We start from the raw sequence: 21,811 nt of genomic DNA, 5'->3' as shown, positions 1-21,811 counted from the left end.
TGGGATGATAAAATCACTAATGTAAGGCTTTTTTCAGACAAAAAAATATAAAATATATAAAAAATATGATTGATAAATACTTGACGAAGCAGTCCGCGTGCTATATAATTAGTATACAAAGTATTCGTGCAGGCAAAAGCGCCTGGACAAACTATTAATATGAGAGCTTAAACAGGAGGTATAATTATGGTGGATTTTAAGCTGACCAACAAACAGTTATTGGCAAAAAAACTTTTTGCAGAATTTGCAGAAAAAGAAATTAAGCCACTCTCTTCAGAAATGGACGAAACAGAAGTATTCAACCTTGAATTACTTGAAAAAATGAAAAAAATCGGTTTAATGGGCATCCCATATGACAAAAAATACGGCGGCGGCGGTGCTGACATCTTAACATATGCAGTAGCTATGGAAGAGATCTCCAAGGTAGATGCCAGCTGCGGTATCACAATGTCCGTACATAACTCTCTTTGCTGCCCATGTATCAATGATTTCGGTACAGAAGAACAGAAAGAAAAATATTTAAGACCACTGGTAAACGGAACATGGTCCGGTTGCTTCAGCTTAACAGAGCCAGGCGCTGGTACAGATGCTTCTGGTGCTAAGACTATCGCTGAGAAAACAGAAGATGGTAAATACTACATTTTAAATGGTCAGAAAGTATTCGCTACAAACGGTGGATTTGCTGATGTTTACGTTGTATTCGCATTGACAGATAAGACAAAAGGACCAAAAGGTATGTCCGCATTTATCGTAGAAAAAGGTACTCCGGGTGTTATCGTTGGTGAAAACATCAAACGTATGGGTATCCGTGCTGCTTCCAACGTTGAGCTTGCATTCGTAGACTGCAAGATTCCGGCTGAAAACCTGTTAGGTAAAGAAGGCAAAGGTTACGGAATCGCTATGGGCGCTCTTGCTGGTGGACGTATCGGTATCGCTGCTCAGGCTACAGGTATTGCTCAGGGCGCTTTAAACGAAGCTATCAAATACTCCAAAGAAAGAAAACAGTTTGGAAAACCGATTTCTTCTTTCCAGCATACACAGTTCCAGTGTGTTGAAATGCAGACAAGAATCGATGCAGCCCGTCTCTTAACATGGCGTGCAGCTAAAGCTAAAGACGATCATGAAAATTACACACCATTATCTGCTATGGCAAAATTATACGCTTCTCAGGTTGCTGTTGACGTTACACGTTTTGCAGTTCAGTTGATGGGTGGATATGGATACTCCAGAGAATATCCAGTAGAACGTATGTATAGAGATGCTAAGATTACTGAGATCTACGAAGGTACATCCGAAGCTATGAAGATGGTTGCCGGCGGCGCAGTAATGAACGCAGTGAAATAAGAAATAGGAGGAAGAAATCATGAAGATTGTTGTTTGTGCAAAACAGGTACCGGATACAACCGAAGTTAAATTAGATCCAAAAACTGGTACATTGATCCGTGATGGTGTGCCAAGTATTATTAACCCAGATGATAAAGCAGGTATCGAAGCTGCTTTACAGTTAAAAGAAAAATGCCCGGGAAGTACAGTTACTGTTCTCTCCATGGGACCTGCTCAGGCAGATGTTGCTTTAAGAGAAGCATTGGCTATGGGTTGTGACGAAGCTATTCTTGTTACAGACAGAGCATTTGGTGGAGCTGATACATGGGCTACATCTTCTACAATTGCTGCTGCATTAAAGAAAATTGACTATGATGTGATCATCACAGGCCGTCAGGCTATCGATGGTGATACAGCTCAGGTTGGACCACAGATCGCTGAACACCTTGGACTGCCACAGGTAAGCTATGCTGAAAACGTTGAGATTGACGGTGATTGCCTGAAAGTACAGCGTCAGTTTGAAGATCGTTACCACATCATCAAAGTTAAAATGCCTTGCGTTATCACAGCTTTAGCAGAGCTTGCAGAGCCTAGATACATGACAGTTGGCGGTATCGTCGATGCTTATGATTCCAAAGAAGTTAAAGTTTGGGGTCTTGAAGATCTTAAAGATACAGTTGATGAAGCTAATATCGGTCTTAAAGGATCTCCTACAAGAGTTAAACAGTCCTTCACAAAACAGCCTAAGGCTGCTGGTACGGTATTAAAAGACTTAACACCGGACGAAGCTGTTGACGCAATCGTAGCTAAACTGAAAGAGAAATATATTATCTAATCTAAGTCAGGAGGTTCAATGAAATGAGTAAAAACGTATTTGTTATTGCCGAACAGAGAGACGGCAAAATTATGAAAGTAAGTTATGAATTAATCGGAAAAGCCAGAGAACTCGCTAATGACTTAGGACAGGATGTTGTAGCAGTTCTTATGGGTTCCGGCGTTGAAGCTGTTGCTGGCGATTTGGCAAAAGCTGGCGCAGATAAAGTTATCGTTGTTGACGATCCAATACTTGCAGAATATGTAACTGAGCCATATGCTAAAGCTACTACAGCTGTTATCAAAGCTAATGACCCGGAAATCGTATTATTTGGTGCTTCCTCTATCGGTAGAGATTTAGCTCCTCGTGTTTCGGCAAGAATTCACACAGGTTTGACAGCTGACTGTACAAAACTGGAAATCGACCCAGAAACAAAATTATTGAACATGACTCGTCCGGCATTTGGTGGTAACATCATGGCTACTATCCTTTGTGCAGATCACAGACCACAGATGGCTACAGTACGTCCAGGCGTTATGCAGGCATTAGAATCCTGTGACAAAGTTGGCACAGTTGAAAAATTTGTTGTAGAATTTACACCAGCAGATATGAATGTTGAAATTTGTGAAGTTGTCAAAACAGATAAGAAATCTGTTGATATTACAGAAGCTAAGATTCTTGTTGCTGGTGGACGTGGACTTGGTTCCGCTGAAGGCTTTGCACAGTTGAAAGACCTTGCAAACGTTCTTGGTGGTGAGGTTGCTGCTTCCAGAGCTGCTGTAGATAGCGGTTGGATTGAAAAAGACCTTCAGGTTGGTCAGACAGGTAAAACTGTTCGCCCTGACCTCTATGTTGCTTGTGGTATTTCCGGAGCTATTCAGCATGCAGCTGGTATGGAAGAATCCGAATTTATCGTAGCTATCAACAAAGAAGAATCTGCTCCAATCTTCGGTATCTGTGATTTAGGTATCGTAGGCGATCTCAACAAGATCGTTCCGAAGTTAACAGAAGCTTTAAAAAAAGTTGATTAATTAAAGATTTTGGGTATTTCAGGGGATCGCACCAATCCCCTGAAATATCTTTTGATGAATTTCAAACATTATCCCTAAGCTTGAACTTATAATGCAATATAATTACAGAAAAAAAGACGGTATCTGCACGATCCGTCTTTTTTCCTGTTGTACGTTGGATAATGATTTTATCGGCTGACACTCCTGCGCCGTTGTTGCCTGAGCCGGCGTTTTCGGCGCTTCATAGCTCTGGAAGGTGCCAGTAAAGTCCAGCAGACAATACGTACGAGCATAATACCGAAGAAAGCTCCGGTACTGTCAATACATACGTCCCGCATCGATGGGCTGCGTCCGGCCACAAAGGATTGGTGGTATTCATCGGTGCAGGCGAAAACGACACATATGATTCCGGCAATCAAAAGCAGTGGAAATCCCCGTAGACCGTAAACATAAAACGGCAAGGCGACCGTAATGGCCAGGATAAAATATTCGGTCATATGAGCCAGCTTTCGGACGGGGCCTTCAATCTTTTGAGCGTAGGCATCAATCTGCCAGTCTTCCAGCGGCTTATCTAAAATCTGTCCTCCGAATTCGACGATTTTACAGCTCACTCTATAGCTGAGTTGGCCGGAATCCACACCGGTCTGGGATGAAAAAGAAAATATCAGCATCATCATTGCTACCATAGGAAGAAATGAAAAAGGCTTTAAAATAAATAACAATATACTTTTAAACAAAAAATCACCTGTCCTTTAAGTCATTATCAGTGAGAGTCTTTGCTCTTTATCATACGCTTGCACAGGAAAAAAATCAACGAAAGAGGGGAAAATATTGAGAATAGATTCGGAAAAGAACGGGAATATGATCAAAGGATTATGTTTGGGTTTGACTGTTATTTTGATGGGGGCTGCGATTGCAGCTGTGCCATTTAGTGGCGGAGTGGAAGGGATGATTCAGGGATGGAAGCAGATTCTTATTGCGCCTTGTCCTTTGATTACGGATTATTTTGGAATTGGAGGCATCAGCGCCACATTTTTTAATGCGGCAATATGTTCTTTTGCCTGCTGGATGATTGCGGCTGTCAGTAGAGCCAGGGTGAACGCCTCTTTTTTAGCGGCCTACCTGCTTGTAGTTGCCCACTGCTTTTATGGAATGAATTTCCTTAATATATGGCCGTGCTATATTGGCGTTATTTTGTATTATATAAAAAAGAAAAAGAATTTCAGGGAACATTTGCATATTGCCATGTTCTCAATGGCCTTCGGTCCACTTGTCAGTGAGATGCTTCTGCGTTATCCGATCGGAGAGGCATTTGAATCTGGGGCATCCGGATTTACCTTGTCTGGAATAATCCTGACACTGATCATTGGGCTGGCCGCCGGAATGGTATTGCCCGGTATGCTGGAAGGCGCTTTATGGATGCATAAGGGCTATAACTTATATAACGGAGGGTTGGCGTTTGGCCTCGTAGGTTGCTTTTTATATGCTTTTTTATATAAAACCATGGGGGTGGAATCTTCGGGGCTTATTGAGCTTAATAACAGATTTTACGATGGTATCGGAGAGTCCGACTGGCTCTTTTCAAATTTCGTATTTATATTCATTTTTGGATTTACTTTGGCAGTGGGATATGTGTTGAACGGAAAAAGCTTTAAAGGCTATAGAGAGTTGATGAAGGAGACAGGGCACATGTCCAACTTTGCGGAACGTTATGGTATGCCTCTTTGTTTTATCAATTTTGGTGTTTATGGATTTATGGTGCTTGCTTATATGAATCTGATCATGTTGCTGACAGAAGGCGTTGCTTTTACAGGTCCTACAGTGGGGGCCATATTTGCTGCAGTGACTTTTGCGGCGATAGGACAGCACCCTAAAAATACATGGTCCATTTTTATGGGCTATGCGGTTCTTTTTGTGTTCGTGACTTTCGTATGTATGCTCCAGGGGCGGGAAGTACCATGGACATTGTCAACTCAGGGGTATATCAATGGTGTGGCTTTCGCTACTGGTCTCGCGCCGATTCATGGCCGCTATGGCTGGCGCTCCGGCATGGCTGCGGGGATCATCAGCGCGTCTATATGTACTTCCACAGCGGCGATTCACGGCGGATTTATGCTCTTTAACGGCGGGTTCAGCGCAGGAATCACAGCATTAATACTCGTACCGGTTCTGGAGCATCATTTCCCTCATATGCGGGTTAAATACTAAAAGGCTGGACGGATATATGGAGTGCGCAGATTACGGTGGCAGAGGGCATATTTCCTAAGGGCGTTTGCGGCCGGAGACATATAGACATTATCTTTCCAGACCATGTAGATTGGATGAAAGAAATTAAGGTCCGTAACTTTTAAAAGTTTAATATTTGCTGTATACAGGCTCGAATTTTCAATGACAAAACCAAGGCCGAGGCCCTTTGCTACCATATGTGTGATGGTATATGGGTCATTGACGGAAAAAACGGTTTTTAAGTGAAAATCCGGGCCGGCTGTTTTTTCTATGGCCTTGCTAATCGTAGAGGCGATACCTGTGGCATGATTATAGCTGATAAAGGTTTCGTCATGGATATCTTCGAAACAGACCTCCGTGCGGTCTGCCAGGGGATGTTCAGCCGGAATGGCCAGAAATATTTCTTCGGCATACAGAAGGTCACGGTTGATGAAAGGATATTCTTCGGCCTGATTAAATTCGCTGCAAAATCCTAAATCCAGTTGGTTAGCGCTAAGCTCCGATAAAATCTGCCGGGTAGTTTTCTGGGACAATTCGATATGAATCTGGGGATACTCTTTATTGAAACGGCTCAGCAGTTCGGGAAGATAGTTGGTTCCAACGGAAAAAATCGTACTCACGTGGATGTTTCTGGTATATACATTGGCTGCACGCTGGATAAAATGAATACCTTCTTCGATTTCACCGGTAGCTTTTACGACATAGTTATAGAACATTTTTCCATATCGGTTTAATTGAATATTTCTTCCTGATTTTTCGAAGAGAACAATGCCAAGTTCTTCTTCCAGATTAGCAATGGCTTTGCTTAAAGCGGAAGTGGAAATAAAAAGTTCTTCAGAAGCACGGGTAAGATGTTCACATTCGGCGACCTTTTTAAAGTAGATTAGATGTTGCCAGTTCATAAGAATACTCCTTTAACAAAAATTTACCTGTTTCATTATACCACTTCACGGCCAAGAATAGTTGAATTTTAGGCAAGATTTTCTTGAATTTTGGGACATAGACATAGACGTTTAAAGAGATTACAATAGAGATAAAAGAAGGTAAATAAGCAGGAGGATAAAAATTATGTGTAATGTAAATTTAAGCTGCGGAGACTGCGGCGTAACAAATTGTAATGTGGGAAATAAGACGTATCCGGGATTCTGTCTGACAACTCATTTAGATGAAAGAGTGAAAGAGGAAGCTATGGCGGCCTATAATGAGCCGGATAATCACAATATAATGGTTCAGGCGGCGGATGTGGAATATGAAGGCTATGGCCGGCTGACGCGGGTTGAAGAGACCATAGAGTTTGCAAAGCGTATGGGATTTAAGAAAATCGGCATTGCCACTTGTGTTGGGTTGATCCGGGAGACACGGATGCTGACGAAGATTTTGCGGCATCATGGATTTGAAGTGTATGGTATTGCCTGTAAGGTCGGGGCTCAGCCGAAAACGTCGGTGGGAATCCGTGAAGAATGCTGTGCAGTCGGAGCAAATATGTGCAATCCGATTCTTCAGGCAAAGCTTTTAAATGAAGCAGAGACAGACCTGAACATCGTGATGGGACTTTGCGTCGGGCATGACAGTTTGTTTTATAAATATGCGGAGGGATTAACGACGACCATGGTGGTTAAAGATCGGGTGACCGGCCATAATCCGGTAGCGGCAATTTACAATGCGGAATCCTATTATCAGAAAAAGTTATTTAAGTAGAGGAGAGAAGCATGTTCTCCGGTGAAAAAAGCGTCCGAAAAATCCGAAGATTTTACGGACGCTTTTGCGTACTTGATTTAACCGGTTAATCCTATAATCCCATCGATGCAAAAATGATGAAGATAAAGCAGGAGATAAATGGAATAACAATCTGTGTAACAAAAATATCGAAGTAAGCTTCTTTATGTGTCAGCTTACAGATACCAAGTAATGTAATCTGAGCGCCCTGGTGTGGCAAGCTGTCCAGAGTACCAGCAGCGATTGTAGCAATACGGTGAACATGTTCAAGGTTAGCGCCTAATTCGATATATGTATCAGTTAAAGCGTTGAATGCAACACCCATACCACCGGAAGCAGAACCACAAGCGCCGGCACAGATAGCAACTGTAATCATAACGAATACAAGTGCAGGCATGTTGAGGGTCTTAAGAAGCTCAACCAAGTCGGCAAATCCCTGTGTATTCTTAACAACACCACCGAAACCAACGACGATAGCTGTGTTCAGGATGGATACACCGGAGTTAGCAGCGCCTTCGTTGAATACTGCGATCCAGGCGTTAAGACCTTTAACACGGTTCCACATAAGGATTGTAGCTAAAGCAACACCGAGGAATACAGCTGTTTCAACAGGAAGTTTGAATCCGTTGAAGGCAACAAGGATAGCAACGATAGGAATCATAGCAATCCAGAAATTTGGAAGATCTTTGTCTTCATCCATAGCCATCTCTTCAGGAGACAACTGGAATTTCAAAGTTGTATCGTTGAATGTAATACCTTTCTTCGTGAAGCTGCGGCCTCTCATTTCCAACCATACGAAAATCAGGATGTATGTAGCTACTGTAGCGATTACAGAAGGAACGATAGCAGCTGTAGAAGGTGTTCCCAGGCTGTTCATACCGATAACGTTCTGGATGGAAGGTGAACCAGGACCATACATGGACCATGTCCAGCAACCGGCAGAGATAGCGCCCGGAATAAGGCGACGAGTGAGGTTTGCTTCTTTGAACATGTTCAAAGCAATTGGGTAGATTACGAAGAATACTACGAAACCACTAACACCACCGTAGGTAAGAATACCTGTGATCGTCATGATGATTGGTGCAACAAATTTACCTTTACACAGACCAGCCAGAGTTTTGGAAATAGACTCAGCAGCGCCTGTATGCTGGTAAACAGCTCCGAACAATGCACCAACGAAGAATACTAAGAAGTAGCTTGTTACGTAATCGGAAGCGGCCGGCATGAAGGCTGTTTTCAAGCTTTCAAGAATTGGCAGACCGGAACAAACGATTACGAAAATGGTTACTAATGGCGCCAAAATTAATGCGTTAATCTGTTTAAATGCTAATAAACCGAATAAGATTAATGCGGCAACCAATACTAAAATACCTAAATTCATAACAAATTGGCCCCCCTTAAGGTTATATTATCTTATTTTATTCTGTTTTTTTGGTCCAAAAAAGGGGATGGATAGGAACCCATCCCCTTTGATGGCGCTTATGTGTGTTTGATTATTCAGCAAGACCCATTAATTCATCTGTGAAAAGACGGGCGTCCATTAATTTTGGCTCGCCGTCCATCTTTGGAGCGAAGTCCATAAGATCAAGAACCTGAGTCTGTAAATCAATACCAGGTGCGATTTCTGTTAAGTAAACGCCGTCTGGACGAAGTTCGAATACAGCTCTCTCGGTAATATAAATAACCGGCTGGCCAATCTTGGCTGCATAAGAACCGGAGAATGTAATCTGTTCAACTTCTTTAACGAATTTCTTGGATTTACCTTCCTGTGTGATTTCCAGTTTTCCGTTACCTGTGGCAATCTTCAGACCACCTGTTGTAAATGTACCAAGATAGTAAACTTTCTTGGCATTCTGGGAAATGTTGATAAATCCGCCGCAGCCGGCGATACGGCCGCCAAATTTACTTACATTAAGGTTACCTTTTTCGTCAACCTGTGCAAGACCAAGGAATGCCTGGTCGATACCACCGCCATCATAGAAGTCGAACTGGTATGGCTGGTCAAGGATACAGTCAACGTTTACGGAACCTGCAAAACGGGAACCGCCCTGTGGAACACCACCGACAGGACCTGCTTCTACAGTTAATGTCATCCAGTCACCGATGCCTTCTTCGTTGGCAACAGCAGATACGAATTCAGGAACACCGATACCGAGGTTAACAACAGCGCCTTTCTGTAATTCCATAGCTGCACGACGTGCAATGATCTTCTTGGCATCCAGCTTTGGAGCTTCAAGAGAACCAAGAGGAACACGGAAATCGCCTGTCATAGAACCATCATATTCCTGTTTGTAAATCTGCGCATTGTCATCGCCTTCAGCGATAATAACTGCGTCTACATAAATACCAGGGATCTTAACTGTTCTAGGATCAAGACTGCCGTTGGCAACAACTTTTTCTACCTGAACGAATACTTTACCGCCGTTGTTCTTTGCACACTGTGCAAGAGAAGTGGCATCCAGAGTACAGCATTCTTTTTCAAGAGAAATGTTACCGGATTCATCAGCATATGTACCACGGATAAATGTCACATCCAATGGCTGAGATTTAAAGAGAAGTTTTTCTTCGCCTTCGATTTCAATAAGTTTAACAATATCTTCGGTGGTTTTGGAGTTAACCTTAGCACCTTCGATACGTGGGTCAACGTATGTGTTCAAACCAACATGTGTAATCGTGCCGACACGTTTACCGGCGGCATCACGAACCATCTGAGCCATAGTACCCTGTGGCAGATTGTATGCTTCGATTTTGCCTTCGATAGCCATAGCACGAAGTGTTGGCGCAAGATTGTAGTGACCAGCAATCAGGCGTTTAACCATGCCTTCATGAGCGAAGTGGTCAGAACCCGTACCAGCGCCAGCGCCCTGTCCTGCAATCGTAAAGATCGTTAAATCCTTTGGATGACCAGTTTCAAGGAATCTTTGTTCCAGCGCTCTGTTTAATGTTTCGGAAAGACCAGCCTGAACAAAACCTTCGGTATTAATGACTGCTCCGTCCGGAACCTGAGCAGCAGCTTCAGCTGCTGTGATGATTTTTACTTTCGCCATTGTAAAGAAAGCCTCCTAATGTATGTATTGATTAACGTTATTCTGAATTGATGTAAATCTAATTAGAAATCTGTTAATGTTCTACCGCGTTTTTCAAGGAATGCTGTCATACCTTCTTTTTTGTCGTTTGTGGACATGGTCAGACCAAATAAGTTAGCTTCAAGAGTTAAACCGTTGTTAAGATCCATGTCAAGACCCATGTTGATAGCCTGTTTAGCGATGGAAACAGCATAGCTTCCTTTGTCAATGATCTTAGCTGCGATCTTCTTACAGAAGTCAATCAGTTCATCCTGAGATACAACATGGTTAACAAGACCGATTTCGTATGCTCTCTGAGCGCTGATCATATCACATGTGTAGATCATTTCTTTAGCGATGCCTTTGTTTACTAAACGAGGAAGTCTCTGTGTTCCACCAAAACCTGGGATAATACCAAGGCCTGTTTCTGGCTGAGCAAATTTAGCGTTGTCAGATGCAACACGGAAGTCACAGGACATGGAAATTTCGCATCCACCGCCTAAAGCAAATCCGTTAACAGCTGCGATCGTAACCTGACGCATGTTTTCAAGTCTTCCGAAAGCTTCTTTGGCTTTAAGACCAAAAGCACGGCCTTCAGCAGGGTTCTGATGAACCATTTCGGAGATATCAGCACCAGCTACGAAGGATTTCTGTCCAGAACCTGTTAAGATAACAACTTTGATGTCATCTCTTGCTTCGATATCTTTAAGGCATTCGTTAAGTTCTACGATTGTTTCTGTGTTCAGAGCGTTTAATGCCTTTGGACGGTTGATAGTTACCACTGCGATTTCGTTTTCGACTTCCATTAATAAATTGTTCATAATGTCGCCTCCTAAAAATATTTGGTTGATAGTTTCATGCAAAGCGCTTGCCGTAATAAAACTTTGCATGCTAATTACTATATGAAAATTATAACGCTGGCATATGTTAATGTCAATGATTTTTACGTTAAAAAAATGGCAAAATTCAATTTTTTTACATAGAAAAAAATGGGAATTTTTTGGACATTTTCACGATTAAGTTGAATTCAAAGGAATTCAAGATCAAAAAGTGTTGTTAAAAAAGGTAAAAAAGATTGACAATACGTCGAAAAACATTTATCTTTATTTAATAAGAGAAAGGGAGTGAAACAGGTGCAGCTGGAGGAATGCGTGAATTACTTGTTGACAACGGCGCAACATTCTGTTTTTTTGAAAATGACTGAAAAACTTTCAGCTTTTGACATTACTCCGGTTCAGTATGCGGTTTTATATTGTTTATGGGAAAACGATAGAAGGAGTCCAAAGGAAATTGCCGAACGGTTAAAGTTGGAAAATTCCACTATATCCGGAATTCTGGAGCGGATGGAGAAGAAAGGCTTAATTGAGAGAAGCATCAGTAAAGAAGATCGGCGGTTTATTCAGGTGCTTGTTACTAAAAAGGGTGCGAGCCTGGAAAAGGATGTACTGAGTGCGGTTGAAGAAGTCAACGATGAGGTAATGTCTGTATTTTCTGAAGATGAATGTGAATCATTAAAAGCGCATTTGAGATTATTAGCTGGTGTAGATATTTAAAGGGTTGGAAACAACCCTTTTTTCTTCTATAATATGTATTATAAATTTTATTTAGATGGGGAGGCTGGATATATGAAAGGAGAATTTAAAATGGCTATTGGCAGAACCGTCCGGGAGATTGCCCAGTATTATTCGTCCGAAGAGTCATTTGCGATAAAAACGGGAAAACATCTGCCGAACAGGGGGGCTATTATCGGAGTGATCAAGGATCTGCGGCGCGTGATGTTCCCGGGGTATTTTGGGACAGAGAACATTACGGACACAGCACCGGAGTATTTTATTGGTAATACGCTGACCGAGGTTTATGAGGTGCTGAAGGAGCAGATAGAAACGGCCCTGATGTATAAGAATGAAGAGAATAAGAGCGCTGAGGAGCTTTCTGTGCAGGCTATGGAGATCTGCGAGTATTTTTTTGGGCGTCTGGCCCACATACAGAGATTGCTCTTGAAAGACGTTCAGGCCGGTTTTGACGGCGATCCGGCGGCTAAGAGTAAGGAAGAGATTATTTTTTCCTATCCGGGCTTGTATGCTATTTTTGTGTACCGTATAGCACATGAACTTTATATAAAGAATGTTCCGTTTATTCCGAGAATTATGACAGAGCATGCGCACAGCCGGACCGGAATCGATATTAATTCCGGCGCCACGATCGGTGAATATTTCTTTATTGACCACGGTACGGGTATTGTTATCGGCGAGACCACATGTATCGGCGATCATGTAAAATTGTACCAGGGTGTTACGCTTGGTGCGCTTTCTACGCGGAGCGGACAACAACTGGCCGGAGTGAAACGGCATCCAACGATCAAAGATAAGGTGACGATTTATTCCGGCGCCACGATTCTCGGCGGCGAGACGGTGATCGGTGAAGAATCGGTAATTGCCGGCGGCTCCTTTATTACCAGTTCGGTGCCTCCGAGAACAAAGGTTATTGTGAAGAGTCCTGAGTTGACATTTAAGGGGCAGTCTGGCGAAAATGATGTATGGGAATAGTTGTAAAATGAGAAAACATAGATTTTGTGATGATAAAGCCCTGTTTTACAGGAATGTATTTGCGTTGGTACTTCCAATGGCGCTGCAGAATCTCATCAACGTAGGAATTACATCGGCAGATGTAATCATGCTTGGGAAAGTTGGAGAAATTGCCCTGTCATCCAGTTCACTGGCAGGGCAGATTTATTTTATCATGTCCCTGATTCTTTTTGGACTGACTTCGGGAGCAGCGGTAATTACCGCCCAGTACTGGGGCAAGAAGGATATCGAGACGATTGAAAAGGTCCTTGGTATATCAATGCGTATTGGATTGAGTGTTGGGCTTCTTTTTTTTGCGGCTGCCCAGCTTATGCCGACAACGTTGATGAAGATTTTTACATCGGAACCCATTATTATTGAAGAGGGCGTCAGATACCTTCGAATTGTATCCTGGTCCTATCCCTTAGCTGCGGCTGCAGTGGTCTATTTAAATATTATGCGGAGTGTGGAACGGGTCATAATATCCACATTGGTGTATTCGATATCACTGGTCATTAATGTGATTTTTAATGCCATATTCATTTTTGGTCTTGGTCCGGCGCCGGCCATGGGGGTCGCCGGTGCGGCCTGTGCCACGGTGATTGCCCATGTGGTGGAATTTGGCATTGTTGTATTTTATATTCTGAGGATTAATCATTCCGTGTTTTTTCGACTGAAAAATCTGTTTATTCGGGAAAAGGCATTGATGAAGGATTTTAAGATCTATGCATTGCCGGTCATATTAAATGAATTAGCCTGGGGAACGGGAATTTCGGCGATCGCAGCCATTATTGGACATCTGGGGAGTGCGGCGGTGGCGGCCAACTCCATTACCCAGGTGACACGTCAGCTGGCAATTGTTGTGACGATGGGGGTTGCCAACGCGGCAGCAATTATTCTCGGACGTACGATTGGTGAGAAGAAGGAAGAGCTTGCCGTGATTTATGCGGACCGGCTGGTAAAGCTGAGCGGACTTTTGGGAATCGGCGGCAGTGCGGTAGTCCTCTGCGTTCGGCCGATTGCTGAGCGGTTTATGACGCTGACCCCGGAAGCCGGTGTATATCTGCGTCAAATGATGATCATCATGGCTTTTTATGTGTTGTGCCAGTCGGTGGACGTTACGTTCATTGTGGGAGCCTTTCGGGCGGGCGGCGATACACGTATCGGCCTTTTGCTGGATTTTGTGTCTCTGTGGGCAATCTGTATTCCACTGGGTTTTGTGGGGGCCTTTTTCCTGAAATTTCCGGTATGGGGCGTTTACCTGTGCCTGACTTGTGATGAAATGCTGAAGCTTCCTTTTTCCTTTGCAAGATATCGCTCGCGGAAATGGCTGAAAAATATTACCCGATAAATTCTTATTATTGACATATGCCAATAATAAGAGTATGATAAGAAAGAAAGGAGATGTGCCCATGGCCAGACCGGCAAAATTCAGGAGAGTCTGTCGACTTCCCCTGTGTCAGGAATTCTATGGCGGCAAAGGGAATGATTCCGCTATAACGCTTACCGTGGAAGAATATGAAACGATTCGTTTGATTGACTATATGGGATTTTCCCAGGAGGAATGTGGGCGCCAGATGGGTGGTTCCCGGGCGACGATACAGGCTTTATATACGGAAGCACGGAAAAAATTGGCTCGTTTTTTAGTGGAAGGGACATCTTTGAAAATTGAAGGCGGGAATTATTCGCTGTGCGAACAAAAAGCCAAAGGAAAGGGAGAAAAGAGAATGAAGATTGCAGTAACTTATGATAATGGTCAGGTGTTCCAGCATTTTGGTCATACGGAGCAGTTTAAAATTTATGAAGTAGAGAACGGACAGATAGTGTCGGCAGAAGTTGTAGATACCAACGGACAGGGTCATGGCGCTCTGGGTGGATTTCTTGCAGAGCGGGGCGTGAATGTCCTGATCTGTGGAGGCATCGGCGGCGGTGCAAGAAATGCACTTGCAGCGGCGGGTATTCAGTTGTTTGGCGGCGCCTGTGGAGATGCAGACGCTCAGGTGGCTTCTTTCCTGACAGGAAGTCTGAATTATGATCCGGATGTGATGTGCAGTCATCACGGCGAGGGTCATGGTGAAGGTCATAACTGCGGCGGGCATGGTCATCATGGTGAAGGACATGGCTGCGGAAACCACGGGTGTCATGCATAAAATGTAAAAATCAAAGAGGTTATTCTAAAATCAGCAGATTTCAGGATAACCTCTTTTTGGATAGAATAGATTATAACTGGCGGAAAGTATCCGGACGGAAAGTCCGGTTTTTCACGGCCTGGTCAATCTGTGCAAGAAGCATTGGAATGTCCTTGTTAAAGGTACCGGCCAGCGGAATATAGTTGGAAGCATGGTTCGCGCGGAATACGGTGCCTTCGCTGTCGATATTCTGAAGGAAAAGAGTCATTTCCTTAAAAATAGCATCCGGTCCTTCCAGCGGGTGGAATTCACCGGCTTTCCACTGTTCATGAAGCGGTGTGCCAGGCTCGATGAGCAGGGTCAGAAGGCTGGCATATTCCGGTTTGATGGCAGAGATGACTTTGGCTGATTCTACTGCATGTTCTTCCAGATTTTCGATGCCGCCGAGACCGGAGATCAATGTGATAGAGGATTTTAAACCGGCAGCCTTTAATTTCTGACCGGCAGCAATAATTTCGGCCTGGGTCGCATTTTTCTTAACGGCTTTCAATACCTTGTCTGAGCCGGATTCGGCGCCCATGTAGACCATGTCCAGTCCGGCTTTTTGTAATGTTTCCAATTCTTCCGGTGTTTTTGCCAGCACATCCTTCGGAGCGCCGTAGGCGGTAATCCGATTAACCGTCGGAAGAATCTCATGGATTTTGTCAATAATATAAAGCAAATCTCTTGTTTTTACGATTAAAGCGTCGCCGTCGGCAAGGAATACCCGTTCGATATCAAACATATAGTATTTTTTTGCCATAATCATATCTTCAACCACTTCATCCAGGTTACGGATGCGGAATTTTTTATCTTTATACATATTACAGAAGGTACACTCATTCCGGGCACATCCGATGGTGAGCTGGAGAATCAGACTGCGGGCTTCGCTTGGAGGACGGTAAACAATTCCCTCGTATCTCATAATAATAAAACTCCTTTCCAAACTATTTTTTGACAATAGTTCGCATGCAAATCATTTTTTTCGTATTAGTATAACATACTTTCCCCAATTTGGCTATTGACTATTTAAAAGAATATAGTAAGGTAATTAATAAAGGATTTTTTAGGTGAAAAGATGAAGGTACTTTTAACAGCAATCAATGCAAAATATATTCATTCTAATCTGGCGGTCTACAGTCTGAAGGCGAATTGCGGCAGTTATGAGCCGCAGGTGAAGCTGATGGAATATTCCATCAATCAATATCCAGAAGAAATTTTTCAGAGCCTGTACCGGGAAAAGACAGATGTGGTCTGCTTTTCCTGTTATATATGGAATATTGGAATTGTGGGGCAAGTGGCCGGGTGGCTGAAGCAGGTTATGCCCGGGATAAAAATCTGGCTCGGTGGTCCGGAAGTTTCCTTTGATATACATGAACGGCTGAAAAAATGGAATTTTATTGATGGCATTATGTATGGCGAGGGCGAGGATACTTTTCGGGAGATGATGGCCTGCTGGAATGGTGAAAAAAATATCGAAGATATACTGGGGATTGGTCACCGGCAGAGGGATGGAAAAGTGCATGTCCATTTTCCAAGAGATTTTGTCAACATGAGTCAATTGAATTTTGTCTATACGCAGTCGGAGAAGTTTAAGAATAAAATTATCTATTATGAGACGAGCCGGGGGTGTCCATTCCAATGTAGTTATTGCCTTTCTTCGGTGGAGAAGAAAGTGCGTTTTCGGGATTTGAAACTGGTAAAGCAGGAATTGCAGCAGTTTATTGACTGGGGGATTCCTCAGGTAAAATTCGTGGACAGAACCTTTAATTGCCGTCGGGAACATTCCATGGAAATTTTAAAATTTATTAAAGCTCATGATAAGGGCAAGACGAATTTTCATTTTGAGATTACGGCGGACCTGTTGACGGAGGAAGAACTGGATTTTATGGCCGGACTACGTCCAGGATTGATTCAATTAGAAATCGGCGTCCAGTCGACCAATCCGGCGACCCTTAAGGAAATCCGGCGGAATGTGTCCTTTGAGAAGCTTCAGAGGATTGTCCGGCGGATTCATGTGGGAAAAAATATTCATCAGCATCTGGACTTGATCGCAGGACTGCCCTTTGAGGATCTGGAACGATTCAAACAGTCTTTTAATGATGTCTACGCATTGAAGCCGGAGCAGTTTCAGCTTGGATTTTTGAAGGTGCTGAAAGGTTCTTATATGAGGGAAAAGGCGGAAGATTATGGTTTGATCTACCAACCTGAACCGCCTTACGAAGTGTTGGCCACCCGGTGGCTTTCCTATGATGACCTGCTTGTTTTAAAATCTGTGGAAGAGATGGTGGAGGTCTATTATAATAGCCGTCAGTTTGAGAACAGTCTCAACTGGCTGGAAAATTACTTTCCGTCGGCCTTTGTCATGTATGAGACGCTGGCCCGGTATTATGAGACAAAGGGGCTGAACGGTATCAGTCATTCCCGGTTGGCCCGATATGAAATTCTTCTGGATTTTGTACGGGAGAGCATGAAGGAAGAGGAAACCAATATTTTTGTGCAGATATTGACGTATGATTTGTATTTGAGAGAAAATGTAAAAAGCCGGCCTGCCTGGGCGCCGAACCAGGACACTTACAAGGGGTTGTATGTGGACTTTTTTAAGAATGAAGAAAATCGTTCACGCTATTTTTCAGGATATGAAGGATATACGACAAAGCAGATTCAGCGGATGACCCATATTGAGCGGTTTGACTTACCTGTTCGGACAGATATGGCTGGGACAGGCGCGGGAAAAGGACCGGTGTTTATCTGGTTTGATTATATGCATCGGGATCCGCTGACCTATAAGAGCCGAACGGTTGAGGTGAAATTATGGTAAACTCTTATGTATGTTTTGATCTGGAGACGACCGGGCTTTCGCCGGAAAAGGATGAGATCATAGAGATCGGAGCCGTGAAAGTGGAGGAAGGTAAGGTCATTGAACGTTTTTCACGGTTTGTAAAGCCGGATCAACCGATTTCTCCGATGGTGACTGCGCTGACCGGTATCAGCAATGATATGGTGGCCGATGCGGGGCCTACAGATCAGACGATTTATGATTTCCTTTATTTTTGCGGAGAGTATCCGGTGGTTGGACATAACCTGATGTTTGATTATCGATTTACATACCGGTATGCGAAAAAATATTATATGGATTTTCAGAAGGAAGGGCTGGATACTTTAAAGATTGCGCGAAAGGTTTTGCCGGACTTGCCTTCGAAAAGTCTGGAGAATCTGTGCAGCCACTATGGTATCGTGAATTCCTCGGCTCACCGGGCTTATCACGATGCACTGGCAACAGCAAAACTGTATCAGACGCTCAAATATTATTTCGGTACATCGGAGGAAAAACTTTTTACGGCGGCGCCGCTGGTGTGGAAGCAGAAGAAAATCCAACCGGCGACAAAACGGCAAAAGGAATACTTGAAGGAATTGGCAAAATATCATAAAATAGACATTAATAGCGATTTGGAAACTCTGACCCGGAGCGAGGCATCCCGGATGATTGATAAGATTCTTTTTCAACATGGACGGATGGAGCGACAGCGTGGGTCGTGGCCTGTGAAAAAGTAAGGAGCGGATAGAATATGAATCGTAAAACAAGAACAATGATTTCGAGAGTCATCGTTATATTGCTGATCATTGCAATGGTGGCAGGAATTTTGGTTTCATTTTTATAATAAGGAGCTTTGAACATGCAGATTGGAAAAGTACCGGAGAATGTTTTAAAACGCTCGGTATTTAAACAGATAAAAATAAAAAGAGACGAAGTTTTGATCCATCCGGGGGTTGGTGAAGATTGCTCTGTACTGGAGCTTGCACCGGGAGAAGTGTTTGTCCTCTCTACGGATCCGATCACGGGGGCGGCTTCCGATATCGGCACACTGGCAGTCCATGTAACGGCGAATGATCTGGCTTCGGCCGGGGCCGAGCCGGTGGGCATACTTTTGTCCATGCTTTTGCCGCAAGACGCCCAGGAGGCCGATTTGAAATCTCTGATACGGGAGATTGAATCGGCCTGTGAACCACTAAATATAGAAGTTATCGGGGGGCATACCGAGGTGACACCGGTGGTGAATCAGCCGGTGGTCACAGTCACAGGCGTAGGTAAAGTCAGGAAAGATGCAGTGATTTTTACCAGGGGCGCCCGGCCGGGACAGGATATTGTCGTGACCAAATGGATCGGGCTGGAAGGTACATCCATTATTGCCTCTGCCAAAGAAGCGGAGCTTCGGGCCCATTACAGCCAGGATTTTGTAGACCGGGCGAAGGGCTTTATCCGGTATATTTCCGTGGTAAAGGAAGCGATGCTGGCCCGGGACTTTGGTGTTTCGGCCATGCACGACATTACCGAGGGCGGTGTTTTCGGCGCTCTCTGGGAAGTGGCGGCTGCGGGTAATGTGGGTCTTTCGGTAGATTTGAAGAAAGTTCCTCTGAAGCAGGAGACGGTGGAAATCTGCGAATTTTTTGATCTGAATCCTTATCAGCTGATTTCCAGCGGTTCGATGCTGATCGCCTGCGATAAGGGACATGACCTTGTGGAGCTTTTGAAAAAAGAAGGTATTCATAGCGCAGTGATCGGTAAGTTTACAGATAATAATGATAAAGTCATTATTTATGACGAGGGGGAGACCCGTTATCTGGAACCGCCTAAAACCGATGAACTTTACAATATTATATAGATTTTCTTGGAGGATTAGTCGAAATGAGTGAATTAAAAGAAAAAATTTTAGCGATCATGGAGAAGAACAGTAAGGTCAGTGTGGCAGATCTGGCCGTTCTTCTGGGGGATACGGAGGATAATGTATCCAGAGCTATTTACGAGATGGAACAGGACAAGATTATTTGTGGATATCACACCCTGATCAACTGGAATAAAGTGAATAACGAGAAGGTTATCGCTATGATTGAAGTACGTGTAACACCGCAGAGAGGACAGGGCTTTGACCGGATTGCGGAGCGTATCTATAATTTCAGCGAGGTAAATTCGGTATATTTGATTTCCGGCGGTTTTGATCTGATGGTCATGCTGGAAGGAAAGACACTGCAGGAGGTTGCCATGTTTGTTTCCGATAAGCTGTCACCGCTGGATTCGGTACTCAGCACAGCGACCCATTTTGTATTGAAAAAATACAAAGAACACGGGACGATTTTTGTTTCCCAGAGCCCACGTGAAAGGATGTTGATTACACCGTGAAAAATCTGTTGGCAGAACGGACCGTGGGGATTAAACCCTCCGGTATTCGAAAATTTTTTGATTTAGTATCCGAGATGGACGACCCGGAGGTGATCTCCCTCGGTGTTGGCGAGCCGGATTTTGACACGCCGTGGCATATCCGGGAAGAAGGTATTTATTCGCTGGAACGGGGACGGACTTTTTATACGTCCAATTCCGGCCTGAAGGATTTAAGAAATGCAATTTGTGATTACCTGAAGCGGACCTATCAGGTAGAATATAATCCGGAAACAGAGGTCATGGTTACTGTCGGCGGGTCAGAAGCCATCGATATTGGTCTGCGGGCCGTGTTGAATCCGGGGGATGAGGTCATTATCCCTCAGCCAAGCTATGTGTCTTACGAGCCATGTACTGTTTTAGCCGGAGGAAAACCCGTGATCTTGGAACTTCAGGAGAAAAATGAGTTCCGTCTGACGAAGGAAGAACTGCTTGCAGCCATTACACCGAAGACCAAGGTGCTGATTCTTCCATTTCCAAATAATCCGACGGGTTCCGTGCTCCGGCGCGAGGATTTGGAAGATATTGCGGAAGTCTGTATTGAGAAAGATATTCTCGTTATGTCGGATGAGATTTACAGTGAGCTGACTTATGGGGCCAAGCATGTGACCATTGCATCTTTGCCGGGAATGAAAGAACGGACGATTTTAATTAATGGTTTCTCCAAAGCCTATGCGATGACCGGATGGCGTCTTGGCTATACATGCGCACCCCATATCATTTTGGAGCAGATGCTTAAAATTCATCAGTTTGCCATCATGTGTGCGCCGACAACAAGTCAGTATGCGGCCGTGGATGCATTAAAAAACGGGGAAAAAGATGTAGAAGAGATGCGTATTTCCTACAATCAGCGCCGCCGCTTCCTCGTGCATACCTTCCGTAAAATGGGCCTGAAATGCTTTGAACCCTTCGGAGCCTTTTATGTATTTCCGAGTATCAAGGAGCTTGAAATGACTTCGGATGAGTTTGCTATGGAGCTTTTAAACCGGGAAAAAGTTGCCGTCGTTCCGGGAACGGCTTTCGGTGCATGTGGTGAGGGCTTTCTGCGTATTTCCTACGCCTACTCGCTGGATGAGTTAAAACATGCGACGGACCGTATTGCCCGGTTTGTTGCGGAGATTCGTAAAGAAAAAGGATTGATTTAGTTGCTGAATATTGTATTATTAGAGCCGGAGATTCCGGCAAATACGGGGAATATCGGGCGAACCTGCGTGGCGACAGGGTCCAGACTGCACCTCATTGAGCCTCTGGGGTTTCAGATTAATGAAAAGCAGCTCCGTCGGGCCGGAATGGACTACTGGAAAGATCTGGATGTGACTGTCTATGATAACTTTGCCGATTTCCTTGAAAAGAATCCCGAGTGTCAGGGGAAGCTCTATATGGCGACGACCAAGGCAAAACATGTCTATACGGACGTGGCCTTTGAGGAAGACGCCTACATCATGTTCGGGAAGGAAAGCGCCGGAATTCCGGAGGAAATTCTCGTGGAACATGAAGAGTTTTGCGTGCGGATACCAATGCTTGAAAACATCCGTTCCCTGAACCTCTCAAATTCTGTGGCCATCGTGCTTTATGAAGCGCTGAGGCAGCAGAATTTCAAACAGATGCAGCTCCTCGGTGAGCTTCACCGACTTCACTGGAAAGAATAGAGATTAAAGATACCCGTCGAAGAGCGTTTTAAAAACAAAGGCTCCGGCGGGTACTTTTTTA

General features: G+C 44.0%; 21 protein-coding genes. 15 read left to right on the top strand and 6 right to left on the bottom strand.

The window, feature by feature from the left end; genetic code table 11:
* Nucleotides 1-186: 186 nt before the first annotated feature.
* The 3 genes from EV212_RS05595 to EV212_RS05585 are packed head-to-tail and all read left to right on the top strand — an operon-like array spanning nt 187 to nt 3,168.
* Complete coding sequence (locus EV212_RS05595; protein ID WP_165873313.1) at nt 187-1,344, top strand: acyl-CoA dehydrogenase family protein; 1,158 nt, start codon at nt 187-189, stop codon at nt 1,342-1,344.
* 19 nt (nt 1,345-1,363) lie between these two features.
* Nucleotides 1,364-2,158 carry an electron transfer flavoprotein subunit beta/FixA family protein gene (locus EV212_RS05590; protein ID WP_132090174.1) on the top strand — a complete coding sequence of 265 codons (795 nt, stop codon included), beginning with the start codon at nt 1,364-1,366 and terminating at the stop codon, nt 2,156-2,158.
* Nucleotides 2,159-2,181: 23 nt separating this feature from the next.
* Entirely contained in the window at nt 2,182-3,168 is a 987-nt protein-coding gene (locus EV212_RS05585; RefSeq protein ID WP_132090171.1) for an electron transfer flavoprotein subunit alpha/FixB family protein, read from the top strand.
* 167 nt (nt 3,169-3,335) lie between these two features.
* Here the strand turns inward: EV212_RS05585 and EV212_RS05580 are convergent, their stop codons facing one another.
* Nucleotides 3,336-3,833, bottom strand: coding sequence for a VanZ family protein (locus EV212_RS05580; protein WP_243115472.1), 498 nt, complete (start codon nt 3,831-3,833; stop codon nt 3,336-3,338).
* Nucleotides 3,834-3,978: 145 nt separating this feature from the next.
* Here EV212_RS05580 and EV212_RS05575 point away from each other — a divergent pair, with 145 nt between their 5' ends.
* A complete protein-coding gene (locus tag EV212_RS05575) occupies nt 3,979-5,355 on the top strand; it encodes a DUF1576 domain-containing protein (protein ID WP_132090168.1) in 1,377 nt (458 codons plus the stop codon).
* Here the strand turns inward: EV212_RS05575 and EV212_RS05570 are convergent.
* Nucleotides 5,352-6,275 (bottom strand): LysR family transcriptional regulator, encoded by a 924-nt coding sequence (locus EV212_RS05570; RefSeq protein ID WP_132090145.1) that lies wholly within the window; start codon nt 6,273-6,275, stop codon nt 5,352-5,354. The two genes, EV212_RS05575 and EV212_RS05570, sit on opposite strands and share 4 nt — an antisense overlap.
* Nucleotides 6,276-6,441: 166 nt before the next feature.
* On the opposite strand from EV212_RS05570, the gene EV212_RS05565 reads away from it, so the two are divergent.
* The gene (locus tag EV212_RS05565) at nt 6,442-7,071 is read left to right on the top strand and encodes a DUF1847 domain-containing protein (RefSeq protein ID WP_132090142.1); all 630 of its coding nucleotides are present in this window, start codon (nt 6,442-6,444) and stop codon (nt 7,069-7,071) included.
* 91 nt (nt 7,072-7,162) lie between these two features.
* On the opposite strand, the gene EV212_RS05560 is transcribed toward EV212_RS05565, so the two are convergent.
* The 3 genes from EV212_RS05560 to EV212_RS05550 form a co-directional block, all read right to left on the bottom strand.
* Complete coding sequence (locus EV212_RS05560; RefSeq protein ID WP_132090139.1) at nt 7,163-8,470, bottom strand: GntP family permease; 1,308 nt, start codon at nt 8,468-8,470, stop codon at nt 7,163-7,165.
* A 112-nt stretch (nt 8,471-8,582) separates the two neighbouring features.
* Nucleotides 8,583-10,136: an acyl CoA:acetate/3-ketoacid CoA transferase gene (locus EV212_RS05555; RefSeq protein ID WP_132090136.1), complete on the bottom strand. Its 1,554-nt coding sequence runs from the start codon at nt 10,134-10,136 to the stop codon at nt 8,583-8,585.
* Nucleotides 10,137-10,198: 62 nt separating this feature from the next.
* Nucleotides 10,199-10,975, bottom strand: a complete 777-nt coding sequence (locus tag EV212_RS05550) for an enoyl-CoA hydratase-related protein (protein WP_132090133.1) — start codon at nt 10,973-10,975, stop codon at nt 10,199-10,201.
* A gap of 375 nt (nt 10,976-11,350) precedes the next feature.
* Here EV212_RS05550 and EV212_RS05545 point away from each other — a divergent pair, with 375 nt between their 5' ends.
* From EV212_RS05545 to EV212_RS05530, 4 genes are all read left to right on the top strand, one after another.
* Nucleotides 11,351-11,707: a MarR family winged helix-turn-helix transcriptional regulator gene (locus EV212_RS05545; RefSeq protein WP_243115471.1), complete on the top strand. Its 357-nt coding sequence runs from the start codon at nt 11,351-11,353 to the stop codon at nt 11,705-11,707.
* Nucleotides 11,708-11,779: 72 nt separating this feature from the next.
* Entirely contained in the window at nt 11,780-12,700 is a 921-nt protein-coding gene (locus EV212_RS05540; protein ID WP_207669073.1) for a serine O-acetyltransferase, read from the top strand.
* 7 nt (nt 12,701-12,707) lie between these two features.
* Complete coding sequence (locus EV212_RS05535) at nt 12,708-14,069, top strand: MATE family efflux transporter (protein WP_132090130.1); 1,362 nt, start codon at nt 12,708-12,710, stop codon at nt 14,067-14,069.
* 61 nt (nt 14,070-14,130) lie between these two features.
* On the top strand, nt 14,131-14,868 hold the full coding sequence (locus EV212_RS05530) for a NifB/NifX family molybdenum-iron cluster-binding protein (protein ID WP_132090127.1): 738 nt from the start codon (nt 14,131-14,133) through the stop codon (nt 14,866-14,868).
* A gap of 70 nt (nt 14,869-14,938) precedes the next feature.
* Here the strand turns inward: EV212_RS05530 and EV212_RS05525 are convergent, their stop codons facing one another.
* A complete protein-coding gene (locus EV212_RS05525) occupies nt 14,939-15,811 on the bottom strand; it encodes a radical SAM protein (protein ID WP_132090124.1) in 873 nt (290 codons plus the stop codon).
* A 153-nt stretch (nt 15,812-15,964) separates the two neighbouring features.
* Between EV212_RS05525 and EV212_RS05520 the strand changes: the two genes are divergently transcribed.
* The 6 genes from EV212_RS05520 to EV212_RS05495 all read left to right on the top strand — a co-directional run bounded on the left by EV212_RS05520 (nt 15,965) and on the right by EV212_RS05495 (nt 21,750).
* Entirely contained in the window at nt 15,965-17,707 is a 1,743-nt protein-coding gene (locus EV212_RS05520) for a B12-binding domain-containing radical SAM protein (RefSeq protein WP_132090121.1), read from the top strand.
* Nucleotides 17,701-18,441, top strand: a complete 741-nt coding sequence (locus tag EV212_RS05515; RefSeq protein ID WP_132090118.1) for a 3'-5' exonuclease — start codon at nt 17,701-17,703, stop codon at nt 18,439-18,441. The genes EV212_RS05520 and EV212_RS05515 overlap by 7 nt, the downstream gene beginning before the upstream one ends.
* A gap of 122 nt (nt 18,442-18,563) precedes the next feature.
* A complete protein-coding gene (locus EV212_RS05510; RefSeq protein ID WP_132090115.1) occupies nt 18,564-19,550 on the top strand; it encodes an AIR synthase family protein in 987 nt (328 codons plus the stop codon).
* A 23-nt stretch (nt 19,551-19,573) separates the two neighbouring features.
* Nucleotides 19,574-20,065 carry an Lrp/AsnC family transcriptional regulator gene (locus EV212_RS05505; protein WP_132090112.1) on the top strand — a complete coding sequence of 164 codons (492 nt, stop codon included), beginning with the start codon at nt 19,574-19,576 and terminating at the stop codon, nt 20,063-20,065.
* Nucleotides 20,062-21,246: an aminotransferase class I/II-fold pyridoxal phosphate-dependent enzyme gene (locus EV212_RS05500; protein ID WP_207669072.1), complete on the top strand. Its 1,185-nt coding sequence runs from the start codon at nt 20,062-20,064 to the stop codon at nt 21,244-21,246. The genes EV212_RS05505 and EV212_RS05500 overlap by 4 nt, the downstream gene beginning before the upstream one ends.
* Nucleotides 21,247-21,750 (top strand): tRNA (cytidine(34)-2'-O)-methyltransferase, encoded by a 504-nt coding sequence (locus EV212_RS05495; RefSeq protein WP_132090110.1) that lies wholly within the window; start codon nt 21,247-21,249, stop codon nt 21,748-21,750.
* Nucleotides 21,751-21,811 lie beyond the last annotated feature (61 nt).

Origin of the sequence: Frisingicoccus caecimuris (assembly GCF_004340975.1) — a bacterium.
GTDB lineage: Bacteria > Bacillota > Clostridia > Lachnospirales > Lachnospiraceae > Frisingicoccus > Frisingicoccus caecimuris.
This window is presented reverse-complemented; position numbering and strand designations above follow the sequence as displayed.

Coding starts and splice junctions, on each gene's coding strand:
- EV212_RS05595 (WP_165873313.1), top strand. CDS start 187: ATGGTGGATTTTAAGCTGACCAACAAACAGTTATTGGCAAAAAAACTT.
- EV212_RS05590 (WP_132090174.1), top strand. CDS start 1,364: ATGAAGATTGTTGTTTGTGCAAAACAGGTACCGGATACAACCGAAGTT.
- EV212_RS05585 (WP_132090171.1), top strand. CDS start 2,182: ATGAGTAAAAACGTATTTGTTATTGCCGAACAGAGAGACGGCAAAATT.
- EV212_RS05580 (WP_243115472.1), bottom strand. CDS start 3,833: ATGGTAGCAATGATGATGCTGATATTTTCTTTTTCATCCCAGACCGGT.
- EV212_RS05570 (WP_132090145.1), bottom strand. CDS start 6,275: ATGAACTGGCAACATCTAATCTACTTTAAAAAGGTCGCCGAATGTGAA.
- EV212_RS05565 (WP_132090142.1), top strand. CDS start 6,442: ATGTGTAATGTAAATTTAAGCTGCGGAGACTGCGGCGTAACAAATTGT.
- EV212_RS05560 (WP_132090139.1), bottom strand. CDS start 8,470: ATGAATTTAGGTATTTTAGTATTGGTTGCCGCATTAATCTTATTCGGT.
- EV212_RS05555 (WP_132090136.1), bottom strand. CDS start 10,136: ATGGCGAAAGTAAAAATCATCACAGCAGCTGAAGCTGCTGCTCAGGTT.
- EV212_RS05550 (WP_132090133.1), bottom strand. CDS start 10,975: ATGAACAATTTATTAATGGAAGTCGAAAACGAAATCGCAGTGGTAACT.
- EV212_RS05545 (WP_243115471.1), top strand. CDS start 11,351: ATGACTGAAAAACTTTCAGCTTTTGACATTACTCCGGTTCAGTATGCG.
- EV212_RS05540 (WP_207669073.1), top strand. CDS start 11,780: ATGAAAGGAGAATTTAAAATGGCTATTGGCAGAACCGTCCGGGAGATT.
- EV212_RS05535 (WP_132090130.1), top strand. CDS start 12,708: ATGAGAAAACATAGATTTTGTGATGATAAAGCCCTGTTTTACAGGAAT.
- EV212_RS05530 (WP_132090127.1), top strand. CDS start 14,131: ATGGCCAGACCGGCAAAATTCAGGAGAGTCTGTCGACTTCCCCTGTGT.
- EV212_RS05525 (WP_132090124.1), bottom strand. CDS start 15,811: ATGAGATACGAGGGAATTGTTTACCGTCCTCCAAGCGAAGCCCGCAGT.
- EV212_RS05520 (WP_132090121.1), top strand. CDS start 15,965: ATGAAGGTACTTTTAACAGCAATCAATGCAAAATATATTCATTCTAAT.
- EV212_RS05515 (WP_132090118.1), top strand. CDS start 17,701: ATGGTAAACTCTTATGTATGTTTTGATCTGGAGACGACCGGGCTTTCG.
- EV212_RS05510 (WP_132090115.1), top strand. CDS start 18,564: ATGCAGATTGGAAAAGTACCGGAGAATGTTTTAAAACGCTCGGTATTT.
- EV212_RS05505 (WP_132090112.1), top strand. CDS start 19,574: ATGAGTGAATTAAAAGAAAAAATTTTAGCGATCATGGAGAAGAACAGT.